Origin of the sequence: Lyngbya sp. CCAP 1446/10, assembly GCF_026130175.1 — a bacterium.
In the GTDB taxonomy this organism is placed as follows: Bacteria; Cyanobacteriota; Cyanobacteriia; order Cyanobacteriales; family Microcoleaceae; genus Microcoleus.
Window position 1 is genome coordinate 1 of record NZ_JAIGNI010000077.1, and the last position, 23,995, is coordinate 23,995.

Here is a 23,995-nt window from a genome sequence, read left to right on the forward strand (position 1 = left end):
GTATTTATGTAAGTCTTTTAAGATAATTAAATTTTTGTTTGAGTTTTTCACAAACGAACATAAATTTGATTTCCCCAAAATCCATCAATACACCTATACATAGAAAATGATTTAGGATTGCTATAGCACAATCGCCACCGTTGATTTATCGTTACCTTTGCCTAACTTCTGGTTTTATATAGCAACCGCCAAACAGTTAGGAAGTTCTTAATAGCCCCAGTCCCCATGCGGTCGATTAATCCTGACTTCTCTCGCGACGATAGCTAAAGCTTTCCTTCTTCCTTCTTCCTTCTTCCTGATGACTAATGACTAATGACTACTGACTACTGACTAATGACTACTGACTACTGACTACTGACTTCTTCTATAAATCTAATTTTTGTTTCCAGATCAGATCTTCAATCCAAATTCTATCCGGAAGGAGTCCCAACCTGAAGAAAATTTCAGAAATACGTTGCTGTTCTTCAACTGCCCTGTCTTGAATAGGTAGTAAATCGTAACTGCGGCTTTTAGTTAATACTATAGCTGTTGTTTTTTTCATTCCGGTTCGAGCGGTGATGAATTCTACTGCTCGATCGGGATTCTTAGTTATCCAATTAGCCATCTGTCGGGTTTCTCCCATCACTGTTTTAACAATATCGGGAAAGTCCCTAGCAAAAGAGTGACTTGCCAAATAGAAGTTTCTGTCATTGATCAGCCCCTCGCTATCAGTCAAGAAATGAGCAGGTATAGTTTCCTGTAACTTAGCTAAAAATGGCTGCCAAACCGCCCAAGCATCAACCTCGCCTCTGAGAAATGCTTCCTGAGCTTTGAGCGGAGGCAAATCGACTAATTCGGCATCTTTTAACTGCAAGCCGCCTTGAGTTAACGCCCGAATTAACAAATAGTGACCTGCTGTTTTCCGAGTTGCTGCTATTTTCTTGCCTTTGAGATCTGCCAGAGTCCGAATAGGAGAATTTTGAGGAACTATGATACCAATGCTTCCAGGTAAAGCTGAATCATTAGCAATATAAACAAAAGGTATGCCCTCAGATTGGGCAAAAATTGGCGGCGCAACTCCTGTGTAACCCAGATCGATTTTTCCTTGCCCTATTGCTTTTAAAATTGGCGGCCCTGCGACAAATTCCGTCCATTCTACATACCACCCCATTTTTGCTAAACGCGCTTCCAAAGAGCCTTTAGCTTTGAGATAAAAAAACGTTCCGAAAGGCTGATGGCCGATTTTTACTATTTTTGTTAAGTTTGAGGATGAGTTTTGTTCTTTTGCTGTAAAGCTATTTATTAGATCGGAGTTGCAACTTGCTACAGTTAAACTCAAGCAAAGAAATAGTATAAATAACAGCGAATATCTCCAAGCCAAACGCTGTCTAATATTTTGAATGGAAAACGATAATTGAAACCTAGTCTTTCTGTGGCTCATACAATATCGTTAAGTAGGTTTTGCAGGAGTAATATATTCCAGATGTTTTTGATAGGACTTATATTATGTTGGCTTACTTCCGGCTGTTAAAAAAGGTAGAATTAAATATAAAATTTCTGCTGGCTGTCCCTGAAATTAGCCACAAAATTAAGCTATATTATAGCAGATTTCAGGAAGGTGAGATTTGCTATGGCTGACTCTATTGCTCGCCGTTTGGAACAATACACGATCGCCCGATCGCACGAAGTGTTAATCGTCAAGGCCCAAATTGACGGCGAATTCGACGAAATTGCTATTTTTAAAGGCTTTTCTAGCTCCCTGGTGCGATCAACTGCTTTTGATCCAGAAGTTCCAGTTTTGCCGGAGGGAGCAAAGATTGTGAGTGTCGATCGGCTGGAGAGCCCCTACAATCCAAATAACCCCCGCTATCTTCAGCAGGGGTTATCTTGGGAAACAATGCAATTTCTATTATCCGAGGCCGGAGTTTAGCAAAAAAAGTAGGGACACAACATTGTTCATAGGGTCAACTAAAACCTTTTGTATCTGTCGTTTACCGCCCAGACCAAATCCCCCTAAATCCCCCTTAAAAAGGGGGACTTTGAGAATGCTCTTGTCCCCCCCTTCTTAAGGGGGCTAGGGGGGATCGAGACGCTTGATACAAACCAGAGATACAAAAGTACCCTGTCCCTACCGTCCTATCTAAAGCGTACCGCCGGCAGCTTGGAAACGAGCTCTCGCGCGTTTAATTGCTTGCTTAGCTTGAATTTGCTCTTGCAAAGTGCCGCTAGCAGACTTGTCCAAACGAGCTTCTGCTTCGGTGTAAGCAGCACGAGCAGCTTCTTTATCAATCGTTTCGCCTTTTTCAGCGCCGTTGACAAGAATAGTAACTTTGTTTTCTTGGATTTCTGCAAAGCCGCCCATCAGAGCAATAGACACCCATTCCTTACCAGGACGGACGCGCATTACTCCGGTATCCAAAGCAGTCAACATCGGAGCGTGACCACTCAAGATACCCAATTGGCCTGTGGTGCTCGGCAGAATTACTTCTTCAGCATTAGAATCCCAAACAGTTTTGTCTGGGGCAACTACGCGCACAGTTAATGTCATAAATTTTCCTTAGTCATTAGTCAGCAGTCAGCAGTCAGCAGTCATTAGTCAGCAGTCATCAGTCAGCAGTCATCAGTCATTAGTCAGCAGTCAGCAGTCAGCAGTTATCACTCATTAACTGTTAATTGTTAACTAATAACTAATGACTAATGACTAATGACCAATGACTAATGACTAATGACCAATGACTAATGACTAAAATTACTTAGCGTCAGCCTTCATTTTTTCAGCTTTGGCGATCGCCTCATTGATATCGCCAACCAAATAGAAAGCTTGTTCTGGTAACTCATCAAGTTCGCCACCCAAAATCATTTGGAAGCCCTTAATGGTATCAGCCAGCTTGACATACTTACCAGGCGAACCGGTGAACACTTCCGCCACAAAGAACGGTTGAGACAAGAAACGTTCAATTTTGCGAGCACGAGAAACAGTCAAGCGGTCATCTTCCGACAGCTCATCCAAACCCAAAATCGCAATAATATCTTGCAATTCCTTGTAGCGTTGCAAAATAGACTGCACCTGACGCGCAACACCATAGTGTTCTTCGCCTACAATGCTAACTTGCAACATTGTGGAGGTAGACTCCAGGGGATCAACAGCCGGATAAATACCCTTCGCAGCCAAACCGCGAGACAACAAAGTTGTAGCGTCCAAGTGAGCAAAAGTTGTAGCCGGCGCTGGATCAGTGAAGTCATCCGCAGGTACGTACACAGCTTGAACCGAAGTAATCGAACCTTCGGTAGTCGAAGTAATCCGTTCTTGCAAATCGCCCATGTCTGTACCGAGAGTCGGCTGATATCCCACAGCCGAAGGCATCCGACCCAACAGAGCCGATACCTCAGAGCCCGCTTGCACGAACCGGAAGATATTGTCAATGAACAACAGCACGTCTTGCTTGCTGACATCGCGGAAGTATTCGGCCATCGCTAGAGCCGACAGACCCACGCGCATCCGAGCACCGGGAGGCTCGTTCATTTGACCGTATACTAGGGCAATTTTCGACTTGCTGCGGTCTTTTTCGTCAATAACCCCAGACTCGATCATTTCCTTGTAAAGGTCATTACCTTCACGGGTGCGCTCGCCCACACCACCAAACACGGACACGCCGCCGTGAGCCTTAGCGATGTTGTTGACGAGTTCCATCATAATCACGGTTTTGCCGACGCCTGCGCCGCCGAACAAACCGATTTTGCCACCGCGACGGTAGGGAGCCAGGAGGTCGATGACCTTGATCCCTGTTTCAAACACCGAAGGCTTGGTTTCTAGTTCGGTGAAAGCCGGCGGCTGGCGGTGGATGGGCATACTTTCGGAAGTATCGACCGGGCCGAGGTTGTCTACGGGTTCGCCGATGACGTTAAAAATACGGCCGAGAGTCGGGATGCCGACGGGAACTTGGATCGCTTTCCCGGTATCTACTACTTCCATACCGCGCATTAAGCCGTCGGTTGTACTCATGGAAACTGCACGCACTTGGCTGTCTCCGAGCAGTTGCTGAACTTCGCAGGTAACAGAAATGTCTTGACCTGCTTCGTTTTTGCCGGCGATCGTAATAGCGTTATAGATTTGGGGCAGTTTGCCACCTGGGAATTTTACGTCTACAACCGGCCCAATAATTTGGGTGATGTAGCCTACGTTCGTTTTTGTTGCGGTGGATACCATGAATAGTGCCTTTGTTAGGATTCTATTTTTCCCGTGGTGGAAAAAGTCTTAACATTTAGAAATGCTATTTCTCACAGTACCACTGAACAGACGCACTATTTAGATTTGTATGGGGATGCTTAAGAGTCATTTTTCTGGTTGCTGCTGTCGCTTTTTTTTCCCGCGAGCGGCAGCCAAAGCCCCGATCCCCAGCATAGTGCCGAACACTGTCACAGGCTCGGGGGCCAACTCGGCTGAAATGATGAAGTTTTCAAAGTCAGCGTCCTTTTTTCCTGCGGCATCGTCGAAGGAGATTTTTGTACCCTGAGCCAGTTGGGCCACTGTCAGCAATGAATATTGCTCTGGGCCTTTACCGCCGTTGATGTTGGTAAATGAGTCGCTGGAGTTGTAGTCGAGCTTAAAGTCGCCAAATACCGCTTGCTGACAGCCCGTCACCAAACAGTCATCTCTCCGAAACTGGGTGTTGGCGGCAAACCAGTCGGGGCTGTTCATGAAGGTGCTTGAGGAGACGTACTGCTCGAATTGTTTGCCGGTGCCACTGTCGCTCCACAGCAGCAGGGCATAAGTTTGATCTTTCAAAAAAGTGACGGTTTGGGTTATGGAGCCGTTGTTCGAGCTGACTGAGTTGCCGAAGGTTCCTTTCGATTGATCAGCGCTCCCGTTATCCGAGGGTTTGAACTCGTAAAACAGTTGGGTGATGTTGCTGTAGCCATTGCTTCCCGACAGAGCTTGGGCTACCCACAAGCTGGACTGGTAACTGCCGTGTGATTCGTCGAAGGTAAAGTTTATGCTTGTATCTTCATCGAATTGGATGCCCTTTGTGCCAAACATGAAAGCTTGCACGGGCGTGCAGATGCTGAGCAAGATTGTGGTTGCCAAGCTGGCAACGGTAAAAGATGTTTTTTTGACTAGCGTTAAGGTGGTCATAACCCTGATTCCTCCAATGTTGTTAGGTAGTAAGGCGGGAAACGCACTTTTCCCGTGACGGGAATAGACGATCGCCTCTTATGCGATATTTAGGACGATGCTCAAACCTACAGAAGAGACTCCACACCAGTGAATCGACAGATTGATATCACTTAGGTGTGTTTTTGAGTAAATGAGTGCTTCTTCTAAGAGTTTTCACTGACACCAGAGTGCCACACTTTAATCTGTAACAGCAAGATTTTCACCCTGCCTAGACTTCCAACCTACTACATTTGTTCGTGTCGGTAACGGTCTCAACCTGACTGCAACACTTGCAAATATTAGCTTTCATCAAAAATACATAAAAATTTTACTCAAGCTTTATAAAGTTATGGTAAAGTTAATCAAAAAAATATAAAGTTTACGAGAAAAACTCGGCTGTTCGACCAGCGATCGAAGCGGGCTGCAAGCTGTTAGCGGGTGTGCAGAAGAGTGAAGTGGCGACTGCGAGTAGGGATTTGAGCGTGTTTTTCGGTGCTCTCAGCAAGTGGCGGCTATAGGCGATCGATATTTGCGTATTTTTGACTAATATACTGAGTGATTTTTTACTCCTAACCTTCGGATTCCGCCTCGTATTTTTACCAGCAGTCCCGAACGCATCAATCCGGCTTTTTAAGGTAATGGCGTGAGTCGATTTGAGATTTGAGATTTACAAGGGCAGATGAATCTGGGAGTTTGAACTTGAGTCTAAAATTTTGATTTTTCCACGACAGGAGTACGTGACACGGTATCCGTTTTTGTGGGGTATCAGAGAAGTAGTGAAAGTGGAAACAATAAACCCAGTTTTATTGCCGCTTGCTGAGTGTTAGTAAAAAACTGTTTCTACGTAAATCCTAGTAATTAAATACATACATTTTTTCCTTTTCCAACTATTAGAGAATAAAAAATCTTGCTATTCTATTGACATGAGGAGTTTTTAGCAGTAAAAATAGGATAGATAAATACGATCGCACTTTAAGCACAATCTTTAAACACAATGACAGCCAACAGACTACCTTTGCTCGGATGGTTATTCATAGTTGGCTGGCTCAGTGCAGCGGCGGGTTCGGCAAACGCGCAACCCATCGCCCCGGCACCGGACGGCACTAACACAGTTGTGACTCCCAACGGCAACCGCTACGACATTTCCGGGGGGTCTTTGAGCGGAGATAAGGCTAATCTTTTTCACAGTTTTACTCAGTTTGGTCTTAGCGAAGGTCAAACGGCTAACTTTTTGACTAATCCCAATATTCAAAATATTCTGGGGCGGATTACTGGGGGAAATCCTTCTTTAATCAATGGCTTAATTCAAGTTACGGGCGGCAATTCCAATTTATTTTTGATGAATCCTGCCGGCATGATTTTCGGGCCAAATGCCAGCCTCAACGTGCCGGGATCTTTTAATGCTACTACGGCTACAGGGATTGGTTTTGGGAACAATCAGTGGTTTAGTGCGATCGGCAATAACAACTGGGCAACTTTAATCGGGATGCCGAATAGTTTTGCGTTTACAACTTTGCCAGGGGGAAGCATTGTTAATGCAGGCAATTTGACGGTGACACCAGGTCAAAATTTAACTTTGCTTGCTGGTACGGTTGTTAATACCGGTCAGCTAACTGCGCCGGGGGGAAATATTCTGATCGGCGCTGTACCGGGTCAAAATTTGGTGCGGATTAGTCAAGCTGGAAATTTATTGAGTTTAGATATTCAGCCTACAACAACTCAAAGCTCGCTGCCGAATAATTGGACGCAGCCTGTGTTATCTTTGCCGGAGTTGCTGACTGGGAAAGGTGCGGCACAGGCCACTGGTTTGACGGTAAATGCTAATGGAGAAGTTGTGTTGACGGGGAATGTTGTTGTGCCGGTAGCTGCGGGAACTGCGATCGCCTCCGGGACTCTCAACGTCTCTGGCAACACTGGCGGCAACGTTAACATCTTAGGCGAAAGAGTAGGTGTTATTGCAGGTAATATCGATGCTTCTGGGATTAACGGTGGCGGTAATGTTCTGATTGGTGGAGATTATCGCGGTTTGGGGACTGTGCCGAATGCTTTGCGGACTTTTGTTAGCGCAGACTCGACAATTAATGCTGATGCTATTAGTAATGGGAATGGCGGGCGAGTGATTGTTTGGGCTGATGAAACTACTCGCTTTAATGGAAATATTACGGCGAGAGGTGGCTTATTTTCTGGGAATGGCGGCTTTGTGGAGGTGTCGGGAAAGCAATCGCTCGATTTTCAAGGGTTGGTGGATTTGCGATCGCCCTTGGGCATTGCTGGCACATTATTATTAGATCCGACTGATATTACGATTAGCACCGGCGCGGATGCAGGCGGTACATTCGCCGTAGGTGTATTTGCTCCGGTTGGGGCTACTTCTACAATCAATAACGGGACGCTGCAAACGCAACTGGGTTTAAGCAATGTCACTATTTCTACTACGTCGGTTGCTGCAAGTGCAGGCGATATTACAGTAAGTGCTCCCGTTGCTTGGAATAATAGTAATTCTCTGACGCTGCAAGCGAATAATAATATTACGGTTAATCAACCTATTACTAATAATGGAAATGGTGCGATCGCATTAAATGCTAGTAATGCAATAGCAGTCAATGCCAACCTTACTACTACCGGCGGAAATATTACCCTCGCCAGTACCAATAATATCAATACCTCTGCAGGCACTCTGAATTCCTCTAACTTTTCAGGAAATGGAGGCGCGATCGCCCTCTCCACTACTGCCGGTAACATTACCACTGGCTCTATGGATTCCACAAGTGCAGGGACTAAGGGGGGAAGCATTACCCTCACTACTGGAGGAACAGGCGTGATTGACACCTCTAATGGCATTCTCATGTCAAGTGGGGGAGCGATCGCCCTCTCCACTGCTGGTGGTAACATTACCACTGGCTCTATGGATTCTTCTTCCTCCAACCCAGGGATTGCGGGAGGGAATATCACCCTTAAAGTTACCGCAGGAAATGGTGCCATCAACACCTCTGCTGGCCCTCTCGATTCTTTTACCACTACAGCCGCTCCAGGAAAAGGGGGAGCGATCGCCCTTTCAACGACTGGGGGTGACATTACCACTAGCAATTTGAATTCCACTTCAGCAGGTATCAATACGGGAGGAAACATTACCCTCTCTACAGGAGGAACAGGCAAGATTGACACATCTCAGGGCACTCTAGGTGCTACTGGAACAAGTGGGGGAGCGATCGCTCTCTCAACGACTGGCGGTAGCATTACCACTGGCAAAGTGAATTCTTTGGCAACAGGTGTTTCATCAGGTAGTACGGGAGGGAATATCAGCTTCACTGTTACTGCAGGAACAGGCGCGATTGACACCTCTAAGGGATTTGTGAATTCCTTTTCCAACAATTCAGGAAATGGGGGAACGATCGCCCTCTCAACCGCTGGTGGTAACATTACTACTGGTAATCTAAATTCCTCTTCATCAGGTACTGCAGGTACGGGAGGGAAGATCGCCCTCTCTACCGGAGGAACAGGCGCGATTGACACCTCTAATGGCTTTCTGAATTCTGCTTCTCAGTCAGGAAATGGAGGCGCGATCGCTCTTTCAACGGCTGGTGGTAATATTACTACTGGCGGCCTTCTTTCCAATTCGAGTGCAGGTTCGGCAGGGGACATCACCCTTTTTGTTACTGCGGGAACAGGTGCGATCGACACGACTGCTGGATCTGTGGATTCCTCTGCATTTCCATTAGGAACTGCCGGCGCGATCGCCCTCTCAACCGCTGGTGGTAACATTACTACTGGTTCTCTGAATTCAGATGGTCAACTGGGAGGAAATATCACGCTCTCTGTCACCGGAGGAACAGGCGCGATCGACACGACTGCTGGAAGTCTTTATTCCATTTCCCAATCAGGAAATGCGGGTGCGATCGCCCTTTCCACTGCTGCTGGTAACATTACTACTGGTATTGTAGGTTCCGGTTCCTCTGGTGCAGGTACGGGAGGAAATATCACCCTCTCTGTCACCGGAGGAACAGGCGCGATTGACACCTCTAATGGCTTTCTGAATTCTGATTCTCAGTCAGGAAATGGAGGCGCGATCGCCCTCTCAACTGCTGGTGGTAACATTATTGCCGATCTGAATTCCGCTTCTCAGTCAGGAAATGGAGGCGCGATCGCCGTCTCAACTACTGGTGGTAACATTAGTGCTAGTATAAATTCCGCTTCATCAGGTGCAGGTACGGGAGGGAATATTGCCCTCTCTGTTACAGGAGGAACAGGCACGATTGACACCTCTAAGGGCTTACTGGATTCCTCTTCTCAGTCAGGAAATGGAGGAGCAATTTCCTTGACTGGTCCAAATGGGATTACTACAGGTGCGATCGATTCCAGTACAAATTCAACTTCTAGCAGCAGTAATGCAGGAACAATTACTTTTAATCCGGGTACGAGCAATATTACCCTTAGTGGTGATATTAATGCCTTTGCTCAAACTGGAATTGGTGGCAATATAAGTTTCCCAACAAACGCCATCCTCACTCAACCCATTACTACCATCACAACTTCAGGAACCGCGAAAAGTGGAAAGATTACCTTTGGCGGGACTGTTGATGGCACTATTTACGGCAACAATCAATTAAACATTACTACTGGCACTGTAAATTTTAATGGGCCTGTAGGTGGCACTAATCCCTTGGCTGCACTTGCAGTAGATGCAAATGCCAATATTACCAGCACAGGCGCTATAAGTATCACCACAACTGGCGATATTTCCACGGGCGATATTACGAATCCCGGACGTGTGATCGCCCTTACGAGCAATAACGGTAATATTATTCATCCTCTTCCAGGGGCGATCGATACAAGTTCTACTACCGGAAATGGCGGCCCGATTACACTCAGTGCTAACAATATTACTCCTGGTAATCTTAACTCAAGTTCGACTGCTGGCGATGGCGGAAAAATCACCCTCACAGGGAAAACTGGCAACATTGTAGCAGATGTCGGAGTAGTTTGGAACTCTAGTTCTAGTTCGGGTACCGCCGGAGATATCGCGATCGCAACTCCCAATCAAGTTGGGATAAATATCATTGATGCTAAGGGATTGCCAGGTACTGGAAATATTAGCATTAGTGGCAATGAGATTGGCTTTTCTGGAGGCCCAGATTCCGTACAGGGTAAAGGTAATTTGTCAATTGTGCCGTTTTCGCCCAATGTCGGCATTCGCTTCCAGACTGGACTTGCTGACGATCCGCAGGCGATCGATTTAGGATCACCGTTTTTATCGGCATTGAGTGATGGATTTAGTGCGATCGTGTTCGGAGGAAACACTACTACAGGCAATATCACTGTAGACAATTTGCCAGTATCTTTCAAAGATCCAGTGACTTTCAATACTCAAGGCACAATTTTTATCAATCCGAATCAATCGATTTCGGGAACAGATAATGCTTCTATTACTCTCAACGCTACAACTAATAACCTGAAGGGCAATATTACCACCCAATCTCAAAATATCACAATTAACGGCAATACCTTAGTTGGAAATAGTGTCTTAGTCAGCAATGGCAATTCAGCAACTGGCAATATTCTGTTTAACAATAACATTGATGGCAGCGGCAATCTCACTTTAGAAACAGGTACAGTAAACTTTTCAGTTAAATCGGCGATCGGCAATACTATACCATTAGGAAATATCACCGTCAATAGTGCTGGTACAGCTACATTTAATGCTGTCACGGCTACCAGTTTCACCACCAATGCTGGCGGCACAACTACACTTAATGGCAATGTCACTACCACCGGCGCTCAAACCTACGGAGATGCTGTCACAATTGCCAACAATCCCATTCTCGCAGGCAGCGACGTTAATTTCAATAATACTGTGGACGGTAACAGCGATTTGACTGCGAAGGCGCTGAGCGGTAATGTTACATTCAACGGTGCAGTTGGCAATACCACAGCATTAGCAAATATTACTGCTAACTCTACAGGAACTACCGCATTTAATCAAACAGTCAATGCCACGAGTTTAACGACAGATGCTGGCGGCACAACTCAAGTCAAGGGAAATGTCACTACAACTGGCAGTCAAACTTATGGAGATGCAGTTACAATTGCCAATAATCCGATTCTTTCAGGCGACAGCATTACATTCAATAATACTGTTGACGGAACCAGCGATTTGACTGCGAAGGCGGTGAGCGGTAATGTTACATTCAATGGTGCAGTTGGCAAGACCGCAACATTAGGAAATATTACTGCTAACTCTACAGGAACCACCGCATTTAATCAAACAGTCAATGCCGTGAGTTTAACGACAGATGCAGGCAGCACAACTACACTTAATGGCGATGTCAAGACAACCGGCCCTCAAACCTACGGAGATGCTGTCACTGTTTCCAATAATCCCATTCTCACAGGTGACAGCATTACTTTCAATAATACTGTTGATGGTACCAGCGATTTGACGGCGAAGGCGAGTAGTGACAATATTACATTCAATGGTGCAGTTGGGAGTTCAAAGGCGTTAGGAAATATCACCGCTAACTCTACAGTAACCACCGCATTTAATCAAACAGTCAATGCCGCAAGTTTGACGACAGATGCTGGCGGCACAACTCAACTTAATGGCAATGTCACTACAACCGGCGCTCAAACCTACGGAGATGCTGTCACTGTTGCCAATAATCCGATTATCGCAGGTGGCGACATTACTTTTAATAATACAGTTAACGGCAGTAGCGAATTGACTGTGAATGGAGGTACGGGTAATGTTACATTTAATGGTGCAGTTGGCAATGCTAATGCTTTAAGCAAGTTGCAAATTAGCGGAAAAAATATCAATGCGAATTCAGCGGTTAACGTAGCTGGCAATATTGGAATTTCGGCTGATACTATTAATTTGCAAAAAACTTTGACTACCACGAATAACGGTACGCTAATAATTAGCAATACGGGCAATCTCAATATTTTAAATAATCTGAAATTAGACGGTGCATTTAATCAAAATGGCGCGGGAAGCGTTGCCCTAAGCGGAAATATTACCACAACTAATGACAACATTAGTTTTAGTGGGCCGGTGACATTAAATACTCCTGTAACTTTTACATTGGGAGATGCAACTATTGCTTTCGGTTCGACTTTAGCCGCAGGTAGTAACCCGCTGACTTTAACTGCCGGTGAAATTGATTTTTCAGGTAATGTTTCTGGTACGGGGGCGCTAACGCTGCAACCAGCAACAGCAGGACAAAATATTGCGGTTGGCGGAATTGATAACAATACTAGCGCTTTAGATTTGACTGGATCTGAAATTAATTTGATTCAAAATGGGTTTAGCTCGATCGCGATCGGGCGATCGGATAGCACCGCCAAGGTTAGTATACCTAATAATCTCACATTTTTAGACCCCGTAACTATTCAAGGGGGAACTGGGACGATCGCACTTGATGGCACTCTGACGGGAAATGACAATAGCAGCATTGCCCTCAACGCTTCCACAATTAATTTAAATTCTGGCATCAATACCAATAAAAGTGCGATCGCCCTTAACGGCACTATCCAACTCGGAAACGATATTAATCTCAGTACCGGCGGCGGAGATATTAAGATAGTTGGTGCGATCGACGGCAATCATTTGTTAAACTTAGATGCAGCTACAGGCAATGTGCTGGTGCAAGGAAATATCGGCGGAACAGCACCACTTTCTGTTTTGAATGTTACCGCAAAGCAAGCGGAATTTACAGGTAATATTGCGAGCAATTCTGGTTTTAGTATTGCTGCTGCGAGCACTAAGTTGGGTGGCAATGTTACTACTAATAATGGCAATATCAATATTAACGGTGCGATCGGGTTGACGAAAGACACGATATTGAGCACTGGTGGCGGAAATATTGCGTTTGGAGGTGCGATCGACAGTATTGATGCGGCCCGCAGCCTAAATCTGGATTCAGGTAGCGGCAACATCACATTTAGCGCAGCCGTCGGCGCCACTCGACAGTTAGCAAATTTCGCGATCAAAAATGCTGGCGACGTGACAGCCAACTCGACAATTAACGCGCAAAGCTTGCAAGTAAATAGCGCGGGAAATATCAATTTATTGGGCAATGTCACTGCTTCAAATGCTGGAAATGGAGGGACGATCGAGCTTTTGAGCCCGCAGGGACAAGTGAATACTAGAGATTTGAATACGGCGGGAAATATCGGCGGGAACATCACTGTTAAAGCTTTAAATTCAATTACGGCGGGAAAAATTAACTCCAGCGGTACAGTCGGAAATGGCGGCAATGTGTTCTTAGATCCGATCGGCGATATTCAAGTAGAGTCGATCGATGCCCAAGGCGGTACTGACGGCACCGGTGGGAATGTGTTTATTGAATCGACAGGGGGATTTTTCCGCGCTACTGGTACTTTTTCCACCCCACTTTCGCCGACGGGCTTTGCTAGCATTTCTACTGCTGGCGGTGCCGGTGGCGGCCAAATTACAATTGTGCACGCTGGGGGAGATGGAGGGACGCCGATTCAACCGTTTGTCGTTGGAAATGCTGCTAGCAACGGTACGGCGGGTGCAATTACCACGGGACAATCTAGCATTACATCGCAGTCGTTTCCGCGTTCTAGTAGTGTGGGTAATATTGTGTTTTCGACTGACGACGCGATCGATCCCACGCCGACAATTCCGCCGACAACTCCGCCGACAATTCCGCCGACAATTCCGCCGATAACTCCGCCGACAATTCCGCCGACAACTCCGCCGATAACGGAAACAATTCCGCCGACAATTCCGCCGACAACGGAAACAATTCCACCAACTATTCCGCTGACAATTCCGCCGACAACGGAAACAATTCCGGGGATTGTTGGGCCGACAATTCCGCTGACAATTCCGCCGACAACGGAAACAATTCCGGGGATTGTTGGGCCGACAATTCCGCCGACAATTCCGCAGATAACGGAAACAATTCCGGGGATTGTTGGGCCAACAATTCCGCAGGAGTCGGTAGCAGTAACTTCGATCGACTTTAACGCATTGCCGCCAATCGCGATCGCACCCGTCGCCACACCAGCAACAGCCACAACAACACCGGCACCGCAACCCTCAACCCTCGATGCAGAAGACTTGCAACGCCGTCTCAAAATTCCACCGCTAGACAATCCCGGCGCTGCTGCGGGTCAAATTTTAAAACTGGATTCAAGTATCACCAGTAAGTTACCCCCCAGCCAACAGCCAACACTTCCCAACGAAACAACGCCATCGCTGAAGCCTACTTCTAATTTAGTTATGGGATATGTTCCGCCTCCCGATCGACTTTTTGAAGGTAACGACATACAGGAAACAATCTGGGGAATTGAACAAACAAGGAATCAAGAATTTGGACAATACCTGGGAGTAACAGCCAATCTTCCAGATCAAAAAGTCATGATTGCGACATTCCAACAAACATTAAGAAATATCGAACAGCAAACCGGCAAGCGGTCTGGTATCATCTACATAGTCTCGCGAGTCGATCGACTAGAACTAATTTTAGTTCCTCCCGTGGGGCGGCCGATTCACTACAGCGTCCCTGAAGCCAACAGAGCAGCTCTTTTCCCAGTTGTTCAGGAGTTGCAGAATGAAATCACCAGTCAGGCAAAACGCGGTACTACCAGTTATCTACACGCCGCCCAGCAATTATATAAATGGGCGATCGCACCCCTAGACAAAGACTTAAAAAACTTAGGAATTCAGACATTGTTGCTGTCAGTCGATCCCGGATTGAGGAGTATGCCCTTTGCCGCTTTGCACGACGGTAAAGGCTTCTTGATTGAAAAATACAGTTTCAGCCTCATTCCCAGTTTCAGCTTGACTAATAGCGATTATAAAGCAGTTAGAGATGCCACAGTGCTAGCAATGGGAAGGTCAGAATTTGTTGACCAAAAGCCCTTGCTCAGTGTGCCGATCGAATTGCAGGCGATTTCTGCTCAGTGGCACGGGCCATCTTTCCTCAATTCAACTTTCACTATAGATAATCTCAACTCGGAACACGCCAAAAGAGGATTTCGGATAGTTCACCTAGCAACCCACGCCGACTTCAAACCGGGAAAACCAAGCAATTCTTACATTCAACTGTGGAATTCCAAATTGCAGCTCGATCGCATGGAAAGTTTAAATTGGCGCAATCCGCAGGTAGACTTATTAGTATTAAGTGCTTGTAGAACAGCCTTGGGCGATGCGGAAGCAGAGTTAGGTTTTGGAGGTTTAGCGGTAAAATCCGGCGCGAAATCTGCGTTAGGGAGTTTGTGGTATGTTGACGACGGAGGCACTTTGGCGCTGATGAGCGAATTTTACCACCAGTTGCGAGGAGCCACAACTAAGGCAGAAACTTTGCAACTTGCTCAACAGGCGATGATTGCTGGTAAAGTTCGGATCAAAAACGAGCAGTTACTGACAACAGCGGGCAAATTGAATTTACCGGCTAATATAAAACAACAAAACCAAGATTTTTCTCATCCTTACTACTGGAGCAGTTTCACCTTAATCGGAAGTCCTTGGTAAGAAGGAATCCGAAGGAAGAAGGAAGAAGGAAGAAAGAAGGAAGAAGGAAGAAGGAAGAAGGAAGAAGGCATCCGAAGGAAGAAGGAAGAAGGAAGAAGGAATTGCTCGTTACCAGGCAGAGCCTGGTAATGCAGAGCCGGAGGCTCTGCCTCCTTTGATATCGCAACTTATAGGAGAGAAGACTGTAGGAGGTGCTTAATTTATTAAGTTTTCGATCCTAAACTGCCATATTTTAGATTGACCTTTTGGAAAAGCCGCAAACTATCTGGAAACGCATCTGCGTTCATCTGCATTAATCTGCGGTTTCCCTATCAATCAAAGATTTATGCAATAAATCTCATGTCCGCTGGAGGATTGTATCAGTCTTTACGTCAAAGCGAGTTAAAAATTATCAAGAAGCAGAAGCTCTGGGCCCTCCCTGTTTCACATTAGGTGCTGCGGTTCCATAATTGACGCGACAACCGATGTTTAACAAACTAGAACTGCATTCGAGAGGGACAATTTGCTGGTCGAGGAGAGCGCTGCAACTTACATACTGGTCGTTATTAGTATCTCTTACCATACATTCGATCGGGTTGGCTCCCGATCGACTCGCCCAACTCTTCATACCTGCGACTGCAATCATGTGCTGCCAGTAAAACCAAAATAGTAACACTCCAAACAGTACGGCCACTGCTAATCCTACTTTAACCTTCCAACTGCCCAGGATATTTCCCAAGCTACTTTTTAAGTTGTCCGTCAAAGAAATAGAGGCTTCGGAACTTATTTCTGGAGGCGGCAAATTTGTTTGTGTTGGTTCGGGGATTTCCGACATCACGTATCTCCTCTGATTTTTGCGACTTGCTGGGAATTGCCGGAGGCGATGGCGCGCTCTTGCAAATTATCTAAGATTTTAGCAAAACTCGTCTGTACTGGCAACCTCAAAAGGTAGTAGCGCCCTGGAAGTATGTATATTGATCGATCGCGATCGCGATTTCTATGCCTTTTGAGGTATTGCACAATTCGCGTTAGGGTATTTTGCACCTATGGCACTAACGTTGTTGCCGATGTCTTTTGAAAACGGCTGAATGAATCAGCTTTTTTTTGAACCGCAGAGGCCGCAGAGGCCGCAGAGAAAGAGCAAGGAGAGATGTATTGACTTTTCCCAATCATTTATGGTTTCGATAGCAGTTCTAATAAGTCAGCTTCTGAAAGTATTTTAATTCCCAAAGATTGAGCTTTTTCCAATTTAGAACCTGCATCTTCACCCACAACCACATAATCAGTTTTAGCACTGACAGAACCTGTGACTTTACCTCCAGCTTTGACAATCAAATCTTTTGCTTCATCTCGTTTAAGAGTCGGCAAAGTTCCCGTCAGCACAAAGGTTTTACCAGCCAATTGTAAATTTATGTCTGCTGCATTCTGACTTTTAACTTCTGAGTGCAATTGCAATCCCGCAGTTTTTAACCGTGCGATTAAACTTTGATTTGCCGGAACTCGAAACCACTGAGAAACCGATTGTGCAATCTCCGGGCCGATGCCGTACACGCCCTCAATCGCCGCCGCTGATACTGTGGCTAACTCTTCCACATTGGTAAACCTTTCTGTCAGCAATTGAGCGTTGACACTACCAACGTGGCGGATTCCCAAGCCGTAAAGTACCCGCGAATAAGGTTGATTTTTCGATTGGGCGATCGCACTTACCAACTTTTCTGCTAACTTTTTACCCATGCGTTCCAAAACCATCAACCTTTCCGCAGTCAAATCGAACAAATCTGCCGCCGACTCCACCAGATTGCTATCAACCATCTGCTGCACCAGCTTTTCCCCAACACCGTTAATATCCAGAGCATCCCGGCTGCAAAAATGAATCAGCGAACCCCGCAAAATTGCCGGACAAGATGTATTTATGCAGCGAGTAACCGCCTCCCCTTTTTCCCGAACCACAGGCTGCGCGCATTCGGGACAGCAACTAGGCATTTGAAAAAGTTGAGCATTTGAGGGACGAAGTTCTGCTAAAACTCGCACAACTTCTGGTATAATTTCCCCAGCTTTTCTGACAATCACAGTATCGCCAATGTGCAGATTTAGCTCGGAAAGTCGATCGCTATTGTGGAGAGAAGCGCGCGAAACCGTGGTTCCAGCCAACTGCACCGGTTTGAGTTCCGCTACAGGTGTCAGAGCTCCGGTTCTCCCTACTTGTACAGTTATTGCTTCTACAATTGTAGGGACTTCGGCCGCCGGATACTTCAGGGCGATCGCCCAACGCGGAAACCTCTGAGTAAAACCCAACTGTTTTTGCAACAAAACCGAATTAATCTTAACAACAACCCCATCCGTCATGTAAGGCAAATTTCGCCGTTCAGTATCCCAATATTCGTAATACTCCCGTACCTCATCCAAAGAATAGCAAACTTTGCGATTGGGATTCACCTTAAACCCCATTCTTCGCAACAACTCCAACGAATCCCACTGCGTATTTTCTTCGTTTCCCTCATCTAAATACAGAGTATAAGCAAAGAAATCCAAGCGTCGCTGATCCACAATTTTAGAATCCAACTGCCGCAGCGTACCCGCCGCAGAATTGCGAGGATTAGCAAACAATTGTTCCCCCGCTTTTTCCCGTTCCCGATTAATTTCCTCAAACACAGCTAAGGACAAAAAAGCTTCTCCGCGCACTTCCACAACAGGCGGCGGATTATCTAAATTGAGTTTTAAAGGAATCGAGCGAATAGTCTTGACATTTTGAGTAATATCCTCTCCCGCAATCCCATCTCCCCGCGTCGCACCGCGAACTAAAATCCCATTTTCATAGGTTAACGCTAAAGCAGAACCATCAATTTTTAACTCGCAAACATAGGAAACCCCCCCCAGCCCCCCCTTGCTAAGGGGGGGAGTAATTTCTTTGTTTTTCTCGTTGCTAAGAGAAGGCGTAATTCCATCTTGTCCCCCCCCTTGACAAGGGGGGGTTAGGGGGGGTGAATTTCCATCTTGAGAAGGCGTAATTCCATCTTGTCCCCCCCCTTGACAAGGGGGGGTTAGGGGGGGTGAATTTCCATCTTGAGCGGGGGTTAGGGGAGGTGCTACCCTTTGCCATCGTTCCTGCCATTTGGTCAATTCCTCAAAATTAAAAGCATTTTCCAAACTGTAGAGAGGAATATTGTGCTTGACGCTAAAAAATTGAGTAGCCGGCTTTTCTCCCACGCGCTGAGTCGGACTTTCGGCAGTAATCAACTCAGGATAATCTGATTCTAACTCTTGTAACTGTCGATAAAGGCGATCGTACACCTCATCAGCCATAATCGGCGCATCAAGAACATAATAAGCATAGCTAGCTTCCTGTAGCTGCTGCCTCAATTGTTTAACTCGCTGCTGAATTTCGGGTTGCATATTAACTTAAAAGTGTATATTTTTTAACCGCAGATGCGTCAGTAAAACACATCACAAACACAATAGAAATGTTAGCACGATCTGCTTCAATCTGCGGTTGTAGTTTGAACATTTAAAATCGATTAACGATCCCAATCTTCAACTTCATACAGGAAACGAGTTCCCCCCATCAGCTTGCGATTAGCCGAGGTACTTTGCACAAAAACCGCATACTTTTCTAGATTGCTCGGTTTGATGCGAACTGTCTCGCCCATTGGCAAACCCAACATTTCTCGCGCCGCTTCTCCTTCAAATAAATCCCCTGTCGAACGCTCCATTAGCACAATTTCTTTCTTACCTTGGATAGTTTCTGTTTTAGTGAATTCATAAAACCCGCGCCCGGTTTTAAAAGCCAAACCATTCTCCAGAACAAAAGCTTTAATTGAAATCTCGTTATCTACTTCGAGAATCTGAAATCTCCCCGGTTTTACGGATCGCAATTCGGCTGATTCATAAACAGTAGTGCCTTCCCGCTTGAGCATGGTATCAAACATTTTGTTTAATCCGCGACTCATGCGACCTTGACTGACTACTTCTTGTTCGTAAGCTTGTAGTTGTTCGTTAGATGACTGTTGGTAACAAACTGCTAAAAAGAAATCGGTGATGTAGGAAAATTGGTCGAGATTGAGGTGAAAACCGCCAGATTTTTCGGCTAGTTCTTTGTAGAATAAAGTGGCATGGTTGCGGTTGAGAGCTTGGATGCCGTAAACGGCAATTCCCATCTGTGCTAACTTATCTACTTCCTGACGCCAGTTAAGTTTTTGAGGAGTTTGAGCGGGTGCGTGCGGGATGTCATCGCCAATGAGTACCAATGTTTTGGAATTAGTTGGAGTCCAAGAAAGTGATTGAGCTTCGTGCAAGACTAATTCATAACATTCTGGAGCATCGCCACCGCCAGTTGGTTCTACATTTTGTACAAAATTGCAAATTGTGCTGACATCGCCCGACAAATCGAGGTGTTTAGTCACGTAAGTGCTGTCAGCGTCGCAATAGTCCCCGTGAGCAATAATGCCAATCCGAATGCCCGGAATTTCATCAAGCAGTCTTGTCACCGTCTCTTTGATTTTCCGGCGAACTTGCGTCAAGCAAGGATACATACTGCCAGTTGTATCAAAGCTAAAAACGACTTCTATGTTGTTGGTTGCCATCACTTAACTCTCTCTAAACAATAACGATTTCTTAGGAACAAAAATTTAATAACTTAAACATTTGTTACACTTTTATTTCTTCAAAAGTGTCTGGGTAAAGAGAGGCAGAGCCTCTCGACCTGCATTACCAGGCAGAGCCTGGTAACGAGCAAACGAGCAAACGAGCAAGTAACAGTTATTTAATTGTCATTCCTTGGTTCTATTATAATTCACTAAAAAATCCAGCAGCTAAAAATTTACCATTTGTTGTAATTATGACTGGCGTTTATAGCTGCTGAATTATGTCAATAAATCTCTCACAAATTTAGGTCGGCAAATTCGCTAAATTTCTTATTATCCCCGGAAGTGGAAGGTTGAAGGCGATCGCTATTGTGTTCGCCGTTCAAGTTGCCGTTGCTGCGAGATTTGATGAGTTCTTGAGCGTTTGTTTTGTTGAAAGCGAGCGGTTCAGCGTGTTCTACCTGAAACACGTTAGCGTAGAGGTTGGCAATAATCTGTTTGCCGCCTTGGGTTAATTCCAAGTAGTTCAAAGCTGCTGGAATGTATGGAAAAACTCCGTTCCAATAAAACTTGGCGTAATTTTGTCGCAAATCTCCTGGAGACTTGTAGCCCAAGATTTTATTAGTGCCGACTTCCTCAAATTCGTAGAACAGCGCACTGATTTTTCGCAGGTAATTGGGGTCGCTCAACTGACCGATCAAATCGGCGGCCCTGGCTAGTCCAGAATAATTGTTTCTGTCTTGATGAGTTTCGCTAGCAGGAACTGGGAAGCGCGTCAATTCAATATTGCGCTTGATTTGTTCGGCATCAATTAAGGTGTGGCCGCCGAAGCGTTCGTCAATTACGAGTTTTCCTCGATCGACATGATAAGCAGTTAAACTGGCAGAAGTCGCGCCGACCGGTACAGAAACCATGCCCCCGTCAATACCCGTAGCGTAGAGTCCGACAGCTTCTTGGTCTTGGCGGCAAACACCTTTGACGTAGCCGATATCGTGGCACAGCAGCGAGATCAGGTAGTGCAGCCAATCTTCCGGCGACACTCCCCCTTCGCGAATATGCTTGCCCCGCAGAATTTCTTGCCCCACCAATGCCACGAGCATTGTGTGTTCCACATTGTGGTACAGAGCATCGCAGTTAGCGATATTTTCCAGAGCCATCGTCCCCGCCCAGGCGATAATTTCTGGATAGTCAGGCTTGTACTTGCCGTAGGTGCGGCGGTAGCCGGCCTGCAGCTCTTGCACAAAAGCGTCAATTAGGATAGCAGTTGCATTGAACATGATAAATTTTCTCATTCAGACTGTAGTTACAAGCTCGATCGCAAATATCTTGGATAGCTGAAAAAATAATCAATGGGCATAATCGTAGGTTTGACCCCTCGCCCAAAGATGGATAGAAGCCCCCGAATTTTGTTGTTCTGTGCCCTAAAGTTTAGACTTTTATTCCTGCTTTGGCGATTCCTCTGTCCAGGAAATTTAAAATCTCAAATCGACTGACCCCGGGCGCGTTGAATTAAAAATTTCCGAAGAGTGTTTTCAAGTCATAAAATTACTCTCAGACTATGCTTCCCACGATAACCTAATTTCCGAAGCAACTGATAGATTTTTTGGCATTAAATATTGGCGAAACAATTTAGACCGTTTCACCGACTAATTAATTAGAATGTGCTAGGTATGAAAGTTATGAAGTGTCTGTTTCCGAGTCTCTCTACTGCTGCCCTTCGCACTCGGCGGTCGATCGCCCCAAAATACCTAGGATTGTTTGCATTCACGGCTGTTTGCACTGCTGCACCGGCTTTAGGAGCCCAGCGAATCTACGTAACTTACGGGCCGCTAGAAGAATCAGTTCCCATCGAATCTTTGGCACTATTCGCCAAAGAAGGCAAAATAGACTCAAACTTGGACGGCTTCGCTCAGTACGCCAAAAAAACACAGCTAGCGGAGATTCGCAGCGGCCTGCAAGCGAAAGCAGAAATCAGCCATGTGACGATCGCCCAATTCCTCTACACGCCTCAAGGAGAAGTGCTGCTGGAACGATTGGGGCGAGTAATTCAAACCAAAGCTCGGCAGCCCGGATTTTATGCCATCCGAGCGGCCCTAATTTTAGCAGCCTCAGATCCAGAAGGGCTGACAATTCTCAACGTGCTGCAAAAATTCCCCACTTACGGCATCAGGATTGACATCGCGCGGGGTTTGGCTATCGCCAACGAGCTGACATCGCTGATCAACCGTTCCAATCGGACGATCGCCGGAATCGCCCAGTTGTCGGAAGCAGAAGCAGCCTCTGAGCCAGCGATACCGCCAGCCGAACTGTTGCAGCCCCAGCTACCTGGCCCCTACACTTGGAAAAAATCATCGGTAACTCTAACGAGTCCAAATCGCGATCGTACCTTTGATATGGACATTTACCTGCCGCAGGGCAGCCCGCGACCGGCCCCAGTAGTAGTAATTTCCCACGGTTTAGGTTCCGATCGCCTTTCCTTCGAGTATTTAGCCAAACACCTAGCCTCCTACGGCTTTGCCGTCGCCGTCCCCGAACACCCCGGCAGCAACGCCCAACAAATCCAAGACTTAGTAACAGGCAGAGCCAACGAAGTAGCAGAACCAGCAGAATTTATCAACCGCCCCTTAGACATCAAAGATTTGCTCGATTATTTAACCAAACTTTCTACAACCGATCCGGCCTACCGAGGGCTGCTCGACTTGCAGCGAGTCGGCATCATCGGCCAGTCTTTCGGCGGCTATACAGCTTTAACATTAGCCGGGGCGGGGATTAATTTTGCACAGCTAGACAAAGACTGCCAGCTCGAAAACAAAACTTGGAACCTCTCGCTGCTGTTGCAGTGCCGCGCCCGCAGCCTAGATCGCAACCAGTACAATTTCCGCGATCCGCGCGTCAAAGCTGCGATCGCCATCAACCCGATCGTTAGCAGCATTCTCGGAGAAACAAACCTCAGCAAAATCCAAATCCCAGTCATGGTAGTCGGAGGCAGCGCCGATACCGTCGCCCCCGCCTTGCTGGAACAGATTCAACCGTTTACTTGGCTGACATCACCCAACAAATATCTGGTATTGATGAACAACGGGACTCACTTTTCCACGATCGAGGACTCCCCTCAAACCGTCTTTCTGCCACCACCAGAGGTCATCGGGCCCGAACCAGCTTTAGCCCGCCGCTACGTCAACGGACTCAGCGTAGCTTTCATGGAAACCTATTTGAACAACAAATCAAATTTCCGCCCGTATTTAGAGCCGAACTACGCTCTAAGCATCTCCCGAAACACTCTGGGACTGAGAATTTTGCGATCGCTCACCCCGCAGCAACTCCAGCAGTTCAGTTCTGCGCCTGCTCGCACTCCGGCTCCTGCACCTGCGCTCGCTCCACCTCCTGTGCCTTCCCAACCTCCGCTACCACCCGTTCCGCGTTAAGAGGTAGGATTCGCCAAAGATTGCCGCGTGATGTGTTTTCGCCTCGCAGTAACGCTCATCAGCTTTCCTTATCACCTTCATCAGTTTAACTGTCGCTACAGGCCTTTACAAACCTTAACGATACCGTTAATAATAGAGACATCATCCGAACATTGAAAAACCAATAGCAATCATAAACACATGACAGCAACCTTACAACAGCGCGAAAGTGCTAATATCTGGTCGCAGTTCTGCAACTGGGTAACATCAACCGACAACCGCCTCTATGTAGGTTGGTTCGGCGTCTTGATGATTCCTACCTTGCTAACTGCAACAATCTGTTACGTAATCGCCTTCATCGCTGCCCCTCCAGTGGACATCGACGGCATCCGCGAAC

Annotated in this window: 13 protein-coding genes and 1 pseudogene; 5 read left to right on the plus strand and 9 right to left on the minus strand. The window is 46.3% G+C overall.

Features of this window, described 5'->3' with window-relative positions:
* Positions 1-364 precede the first annotated feature (364 nt).
* The gene (locus tag K4039_RS23930) at positions 365-1,420 is read right to left on the minus strand and encodes an aliphatic sulfonate ABC transporter substrate-binding protein (RefSeq protein ID WP_265239015.1); all 1,056 of its coding nucleotides are present in this window, start codon (positions 1,418-1,420) and stop codon (positions 365-367) included.
* Positions 1,421-1,609: 189 nt separating this feature from the next.
* Between K4039_RS23930 and K4039_RS23935 the strand changes: the two genes are divergently transcribed.
* The gene (locus K4039_RS23935; RefSeq protein WP_265239016.1) at positions 1,610-1,909 is read left to right on the plus strand and encodes a hypothetical protein; all 300 of its coding nucleotides are present in this window, start codon (positions 1,610-1,612) and stop codon (positions 1,907-1,909) included.
* 210 nt (positions 1,910-2,119) lie between these two features.
* On the opposite strand, the gene atpC is transcribed toward K4039_RS23935, so the two are convergent.
* From atpC to K4039_RS23950, 3 genes are all read right to left on the minus strand, one after another.
* Positions 2,120-2,527 carry an ATP synthase F1 subunit epsilon gene (gene atpC, locus K4039_RS23940; RefSeq protein ID WP_265239017.1) on the minus strand — a complete coding sequence of 136 codons (408 nt, stop codon included), beginning with the start codon at positions 2,525-2,527 and terminating at the stop codon, positions 2,120-2,122.
* A 201-nt stretch (positions 2,528-2,728) separates the two neighbouring features.
* On the minus strand, positions 2,729-4,186 hold the full coding sequence (gene atpD, locus K4039_RS23945; protein ID WP_106149425.1) for a F0F1 ATP synthase subunit beta: 1,458 nt from the start codon (positions 4,184-4,186) through the stop codon (positions 2,729-2,731).
* A gap of 126 nt (positions 4,187-4,312) precedes the next feature.
* Positions 4,313-5,113: a PEP-CTERM sorting domain-containing protein gene (locus K4039_RS23950; protein ID WP_265239018.1), complete on the minus strand. Its 801-nt coding sequence runs from the start codon at positions 5,111-5,113 to the stop codon at positions 4,313-4,315.
* Positions 5,114-6,128: 1,015 nt separating this feature from the next.
* On the opposite strand from K4039_RS23950, the gene K4039_RS23955 reads away from it, so the two are divergent.
* Positions 6,129-15,635: a CHAT domain-containing protein gene (locus K4039_RS23955; RefSeq protein ID WP_265239019.1), complete on the plus strand. Its 9,507-nt coding sequence runs from the start codon at positions 6,129-6,131 to the stop codon at positions 15,633-15,635.
* Entirely contained in the window at positions 15,629-15,793 is a 165-nt protein-coding gene (locus K4039_RS23960; RefSeq protein WP_265239020.1) for a hypothetical protein, read from the plus strand. Before K4039_RS23955 ends, K4039_RS23960 begins: the two co-directional genes overlap by 7 nt.
* Positions 15,794-16,026: 233 nt before the next feature.
* Here K4039_RS23960 and K4039_RS23965 read toward each other — a convergent pair whose 3' ends face one another.
* From K4039_RS23965 to K4039_RS23985, 5 genes are all read right to left on the minus strand, one after another.
* Entirely contained in the window at positions 16,027-16,449 is a 423-nt protein-coding gene (locus tag K4039_RS23965; protein WP_265239021.1) for a hypothetical protein, read from the minus strand.
* The gene (locus tag K4039_RS23970; protein WP_265239022.1) at positions 16,449-16,658 is read right to left on the minus strand and encodes a hypothetical protein; all 210 of its coding nucleotides are present in this window, start codon (positions 16,656-16,658) and stop codon (positions 16,449-16,451) included. Before K4039_RS23970 ends, K4039_RS23965 begins: the two co-directional genes overlap by 1 nt.
* Positions 16,659-16,787: 129 nt before the next feature.
* On the minus strand, positions 16,788-19,007 hold the full coding sequence (gene ligA / locus K4039_RS23975) for an NAD-dependent DNA ligase LigA (protein WP_265239023.1): 2,220 nt from the start codon (positions 19,005-19,007) through the stop codon (positions 16,788-16,790).
* Positions 19,008-19,129: 122 nt separating this feature from the next.
* Positions 19,130-20,194 (minus strand): vWA domain-containing protein, encoded by a 1,065-nt coding sequence (locus K4039_RS23980; RefSeq protein WP_265239024.1) that lies wholly within the window; start codon positions 20,192-20,194, stop codon positions 19,130-19,132.
* Between the two features lie 296 nt (positions 20,195-20,490).
* Positions 20,491-21,471 carry an Npun_R2479 family HD domain-containing metalloprotein gene (locus K4039_RS23985; RefSeq protein ID WP_265239025.1) on the minus strand — a complete coding sequence of 327 codons (981 nt, stop codon included), beginning with the start codon at positions 21,469-21,471 and terminating at the stop codon, positions 20,491-20,493.
* A gap of 393 nt (positions 21,472-21,864) precedes the next feature.
* Here K4039_RS23985 and K4039_RS23990 point away from each other — a divergent pair, with 393 nt between their 5' ends.
* Complete coding sequence (locus K4039_RS23990) at positions 21,865-23,619, plus strand: alpha/beta hydrolase (RefSeq protein ID WP_265239026.1); 1,755 nt, start codon at positions 21,865-21,867, stop codon at positions 23,617-23,619.
* Positions 23,620-23,799: 180 nt separating this feature from the next.
* Positions 23,800-23,995 (plus strand): annotated as a pseudogene (locus tag K4039_RS23995) (photosystem II q(b) protein); the annotation flags it as partial.

Excerpts from the sequence above, each read along its gene's own strand:
- K4039_RS23985 (WP_265239025.1), bottom strand. The coding sequence starts at position 21,471 with ATGTTCAATGCAACTGCTATCCTAATTGACGCTTTTGTGCAAGAGCTG.
- ligA (WP_265239023.1), bottom strand. The coding sequence starts at position 19,007 with ATGCAACCCGAAATTCAGCAGCGAGTTAAACAATTGAGGCAGCAGCTA.
- K4039_RS23990 (WP_265239026.1), top strand. The coding sequence starts at position 21,865 with ATGAAAGTTATGAAGTGTCTGTTTCCGAGTCTCTCTACTGCTGCCCTT.
- K4039_RS23980 (WP_265239024.1), bottom strand. The coding sequence starts at position 20,194 with ATGGCAACCAACAACATAGAAGTCGTTTTTAGCTTTGATACAACTGGC.
- K4039_RS23950 (WP_265239018.1), bottom strand. The coding sequence starts at position 5,113 with ATGACCACCTTAACGCTAGTCAAAAAAACATCTTTTACCGTTGCCAGC.
- atpC (WP_265239017.1), bottom strand. The coding sequence starts at position 2,527 with ATGACATTAACTGTGCGCGTAGTTGCCCCAGACAAAACTGTTTGGGAT.
- K4039_RS23965 (WP_265239021.1), bottom strand. The coding sequence starts at position 16,449 with ATGTCGGAAATCCCCGAACCAACACAAACAAATTTGCCGCCTCCAGAA.
- K4039_RS23955 (WP_265239019.1), top strand. The coding sequence starts at position 6,129 with ATGACAGCCAACAGACTACCTTTGCTCGGATGGTTATTCATAGTTGGC.
- K4039_RS23935 (WP_265239016.1), top strand. The coding sequence starts at position 1,610 with ATGGCTGACTCTATTGCTCGCCGTTTGGAACAATACACGATCGCCCGA.
- atpD (WP_106149425.1), bottom strand. The coding sequence starts at position 4,186 with ATGGTATCCACCGCAACAAAAACGAACGTAGGCTACATCACCCAAATT.
- K4039_RS23930 (WP_265239015.1), bottom strand. The coding sequence starts at position 1,420 with ATGAGCCACAGAAAGACTAGGTTTCAATTATCGTTTTCCATTCAAAAT.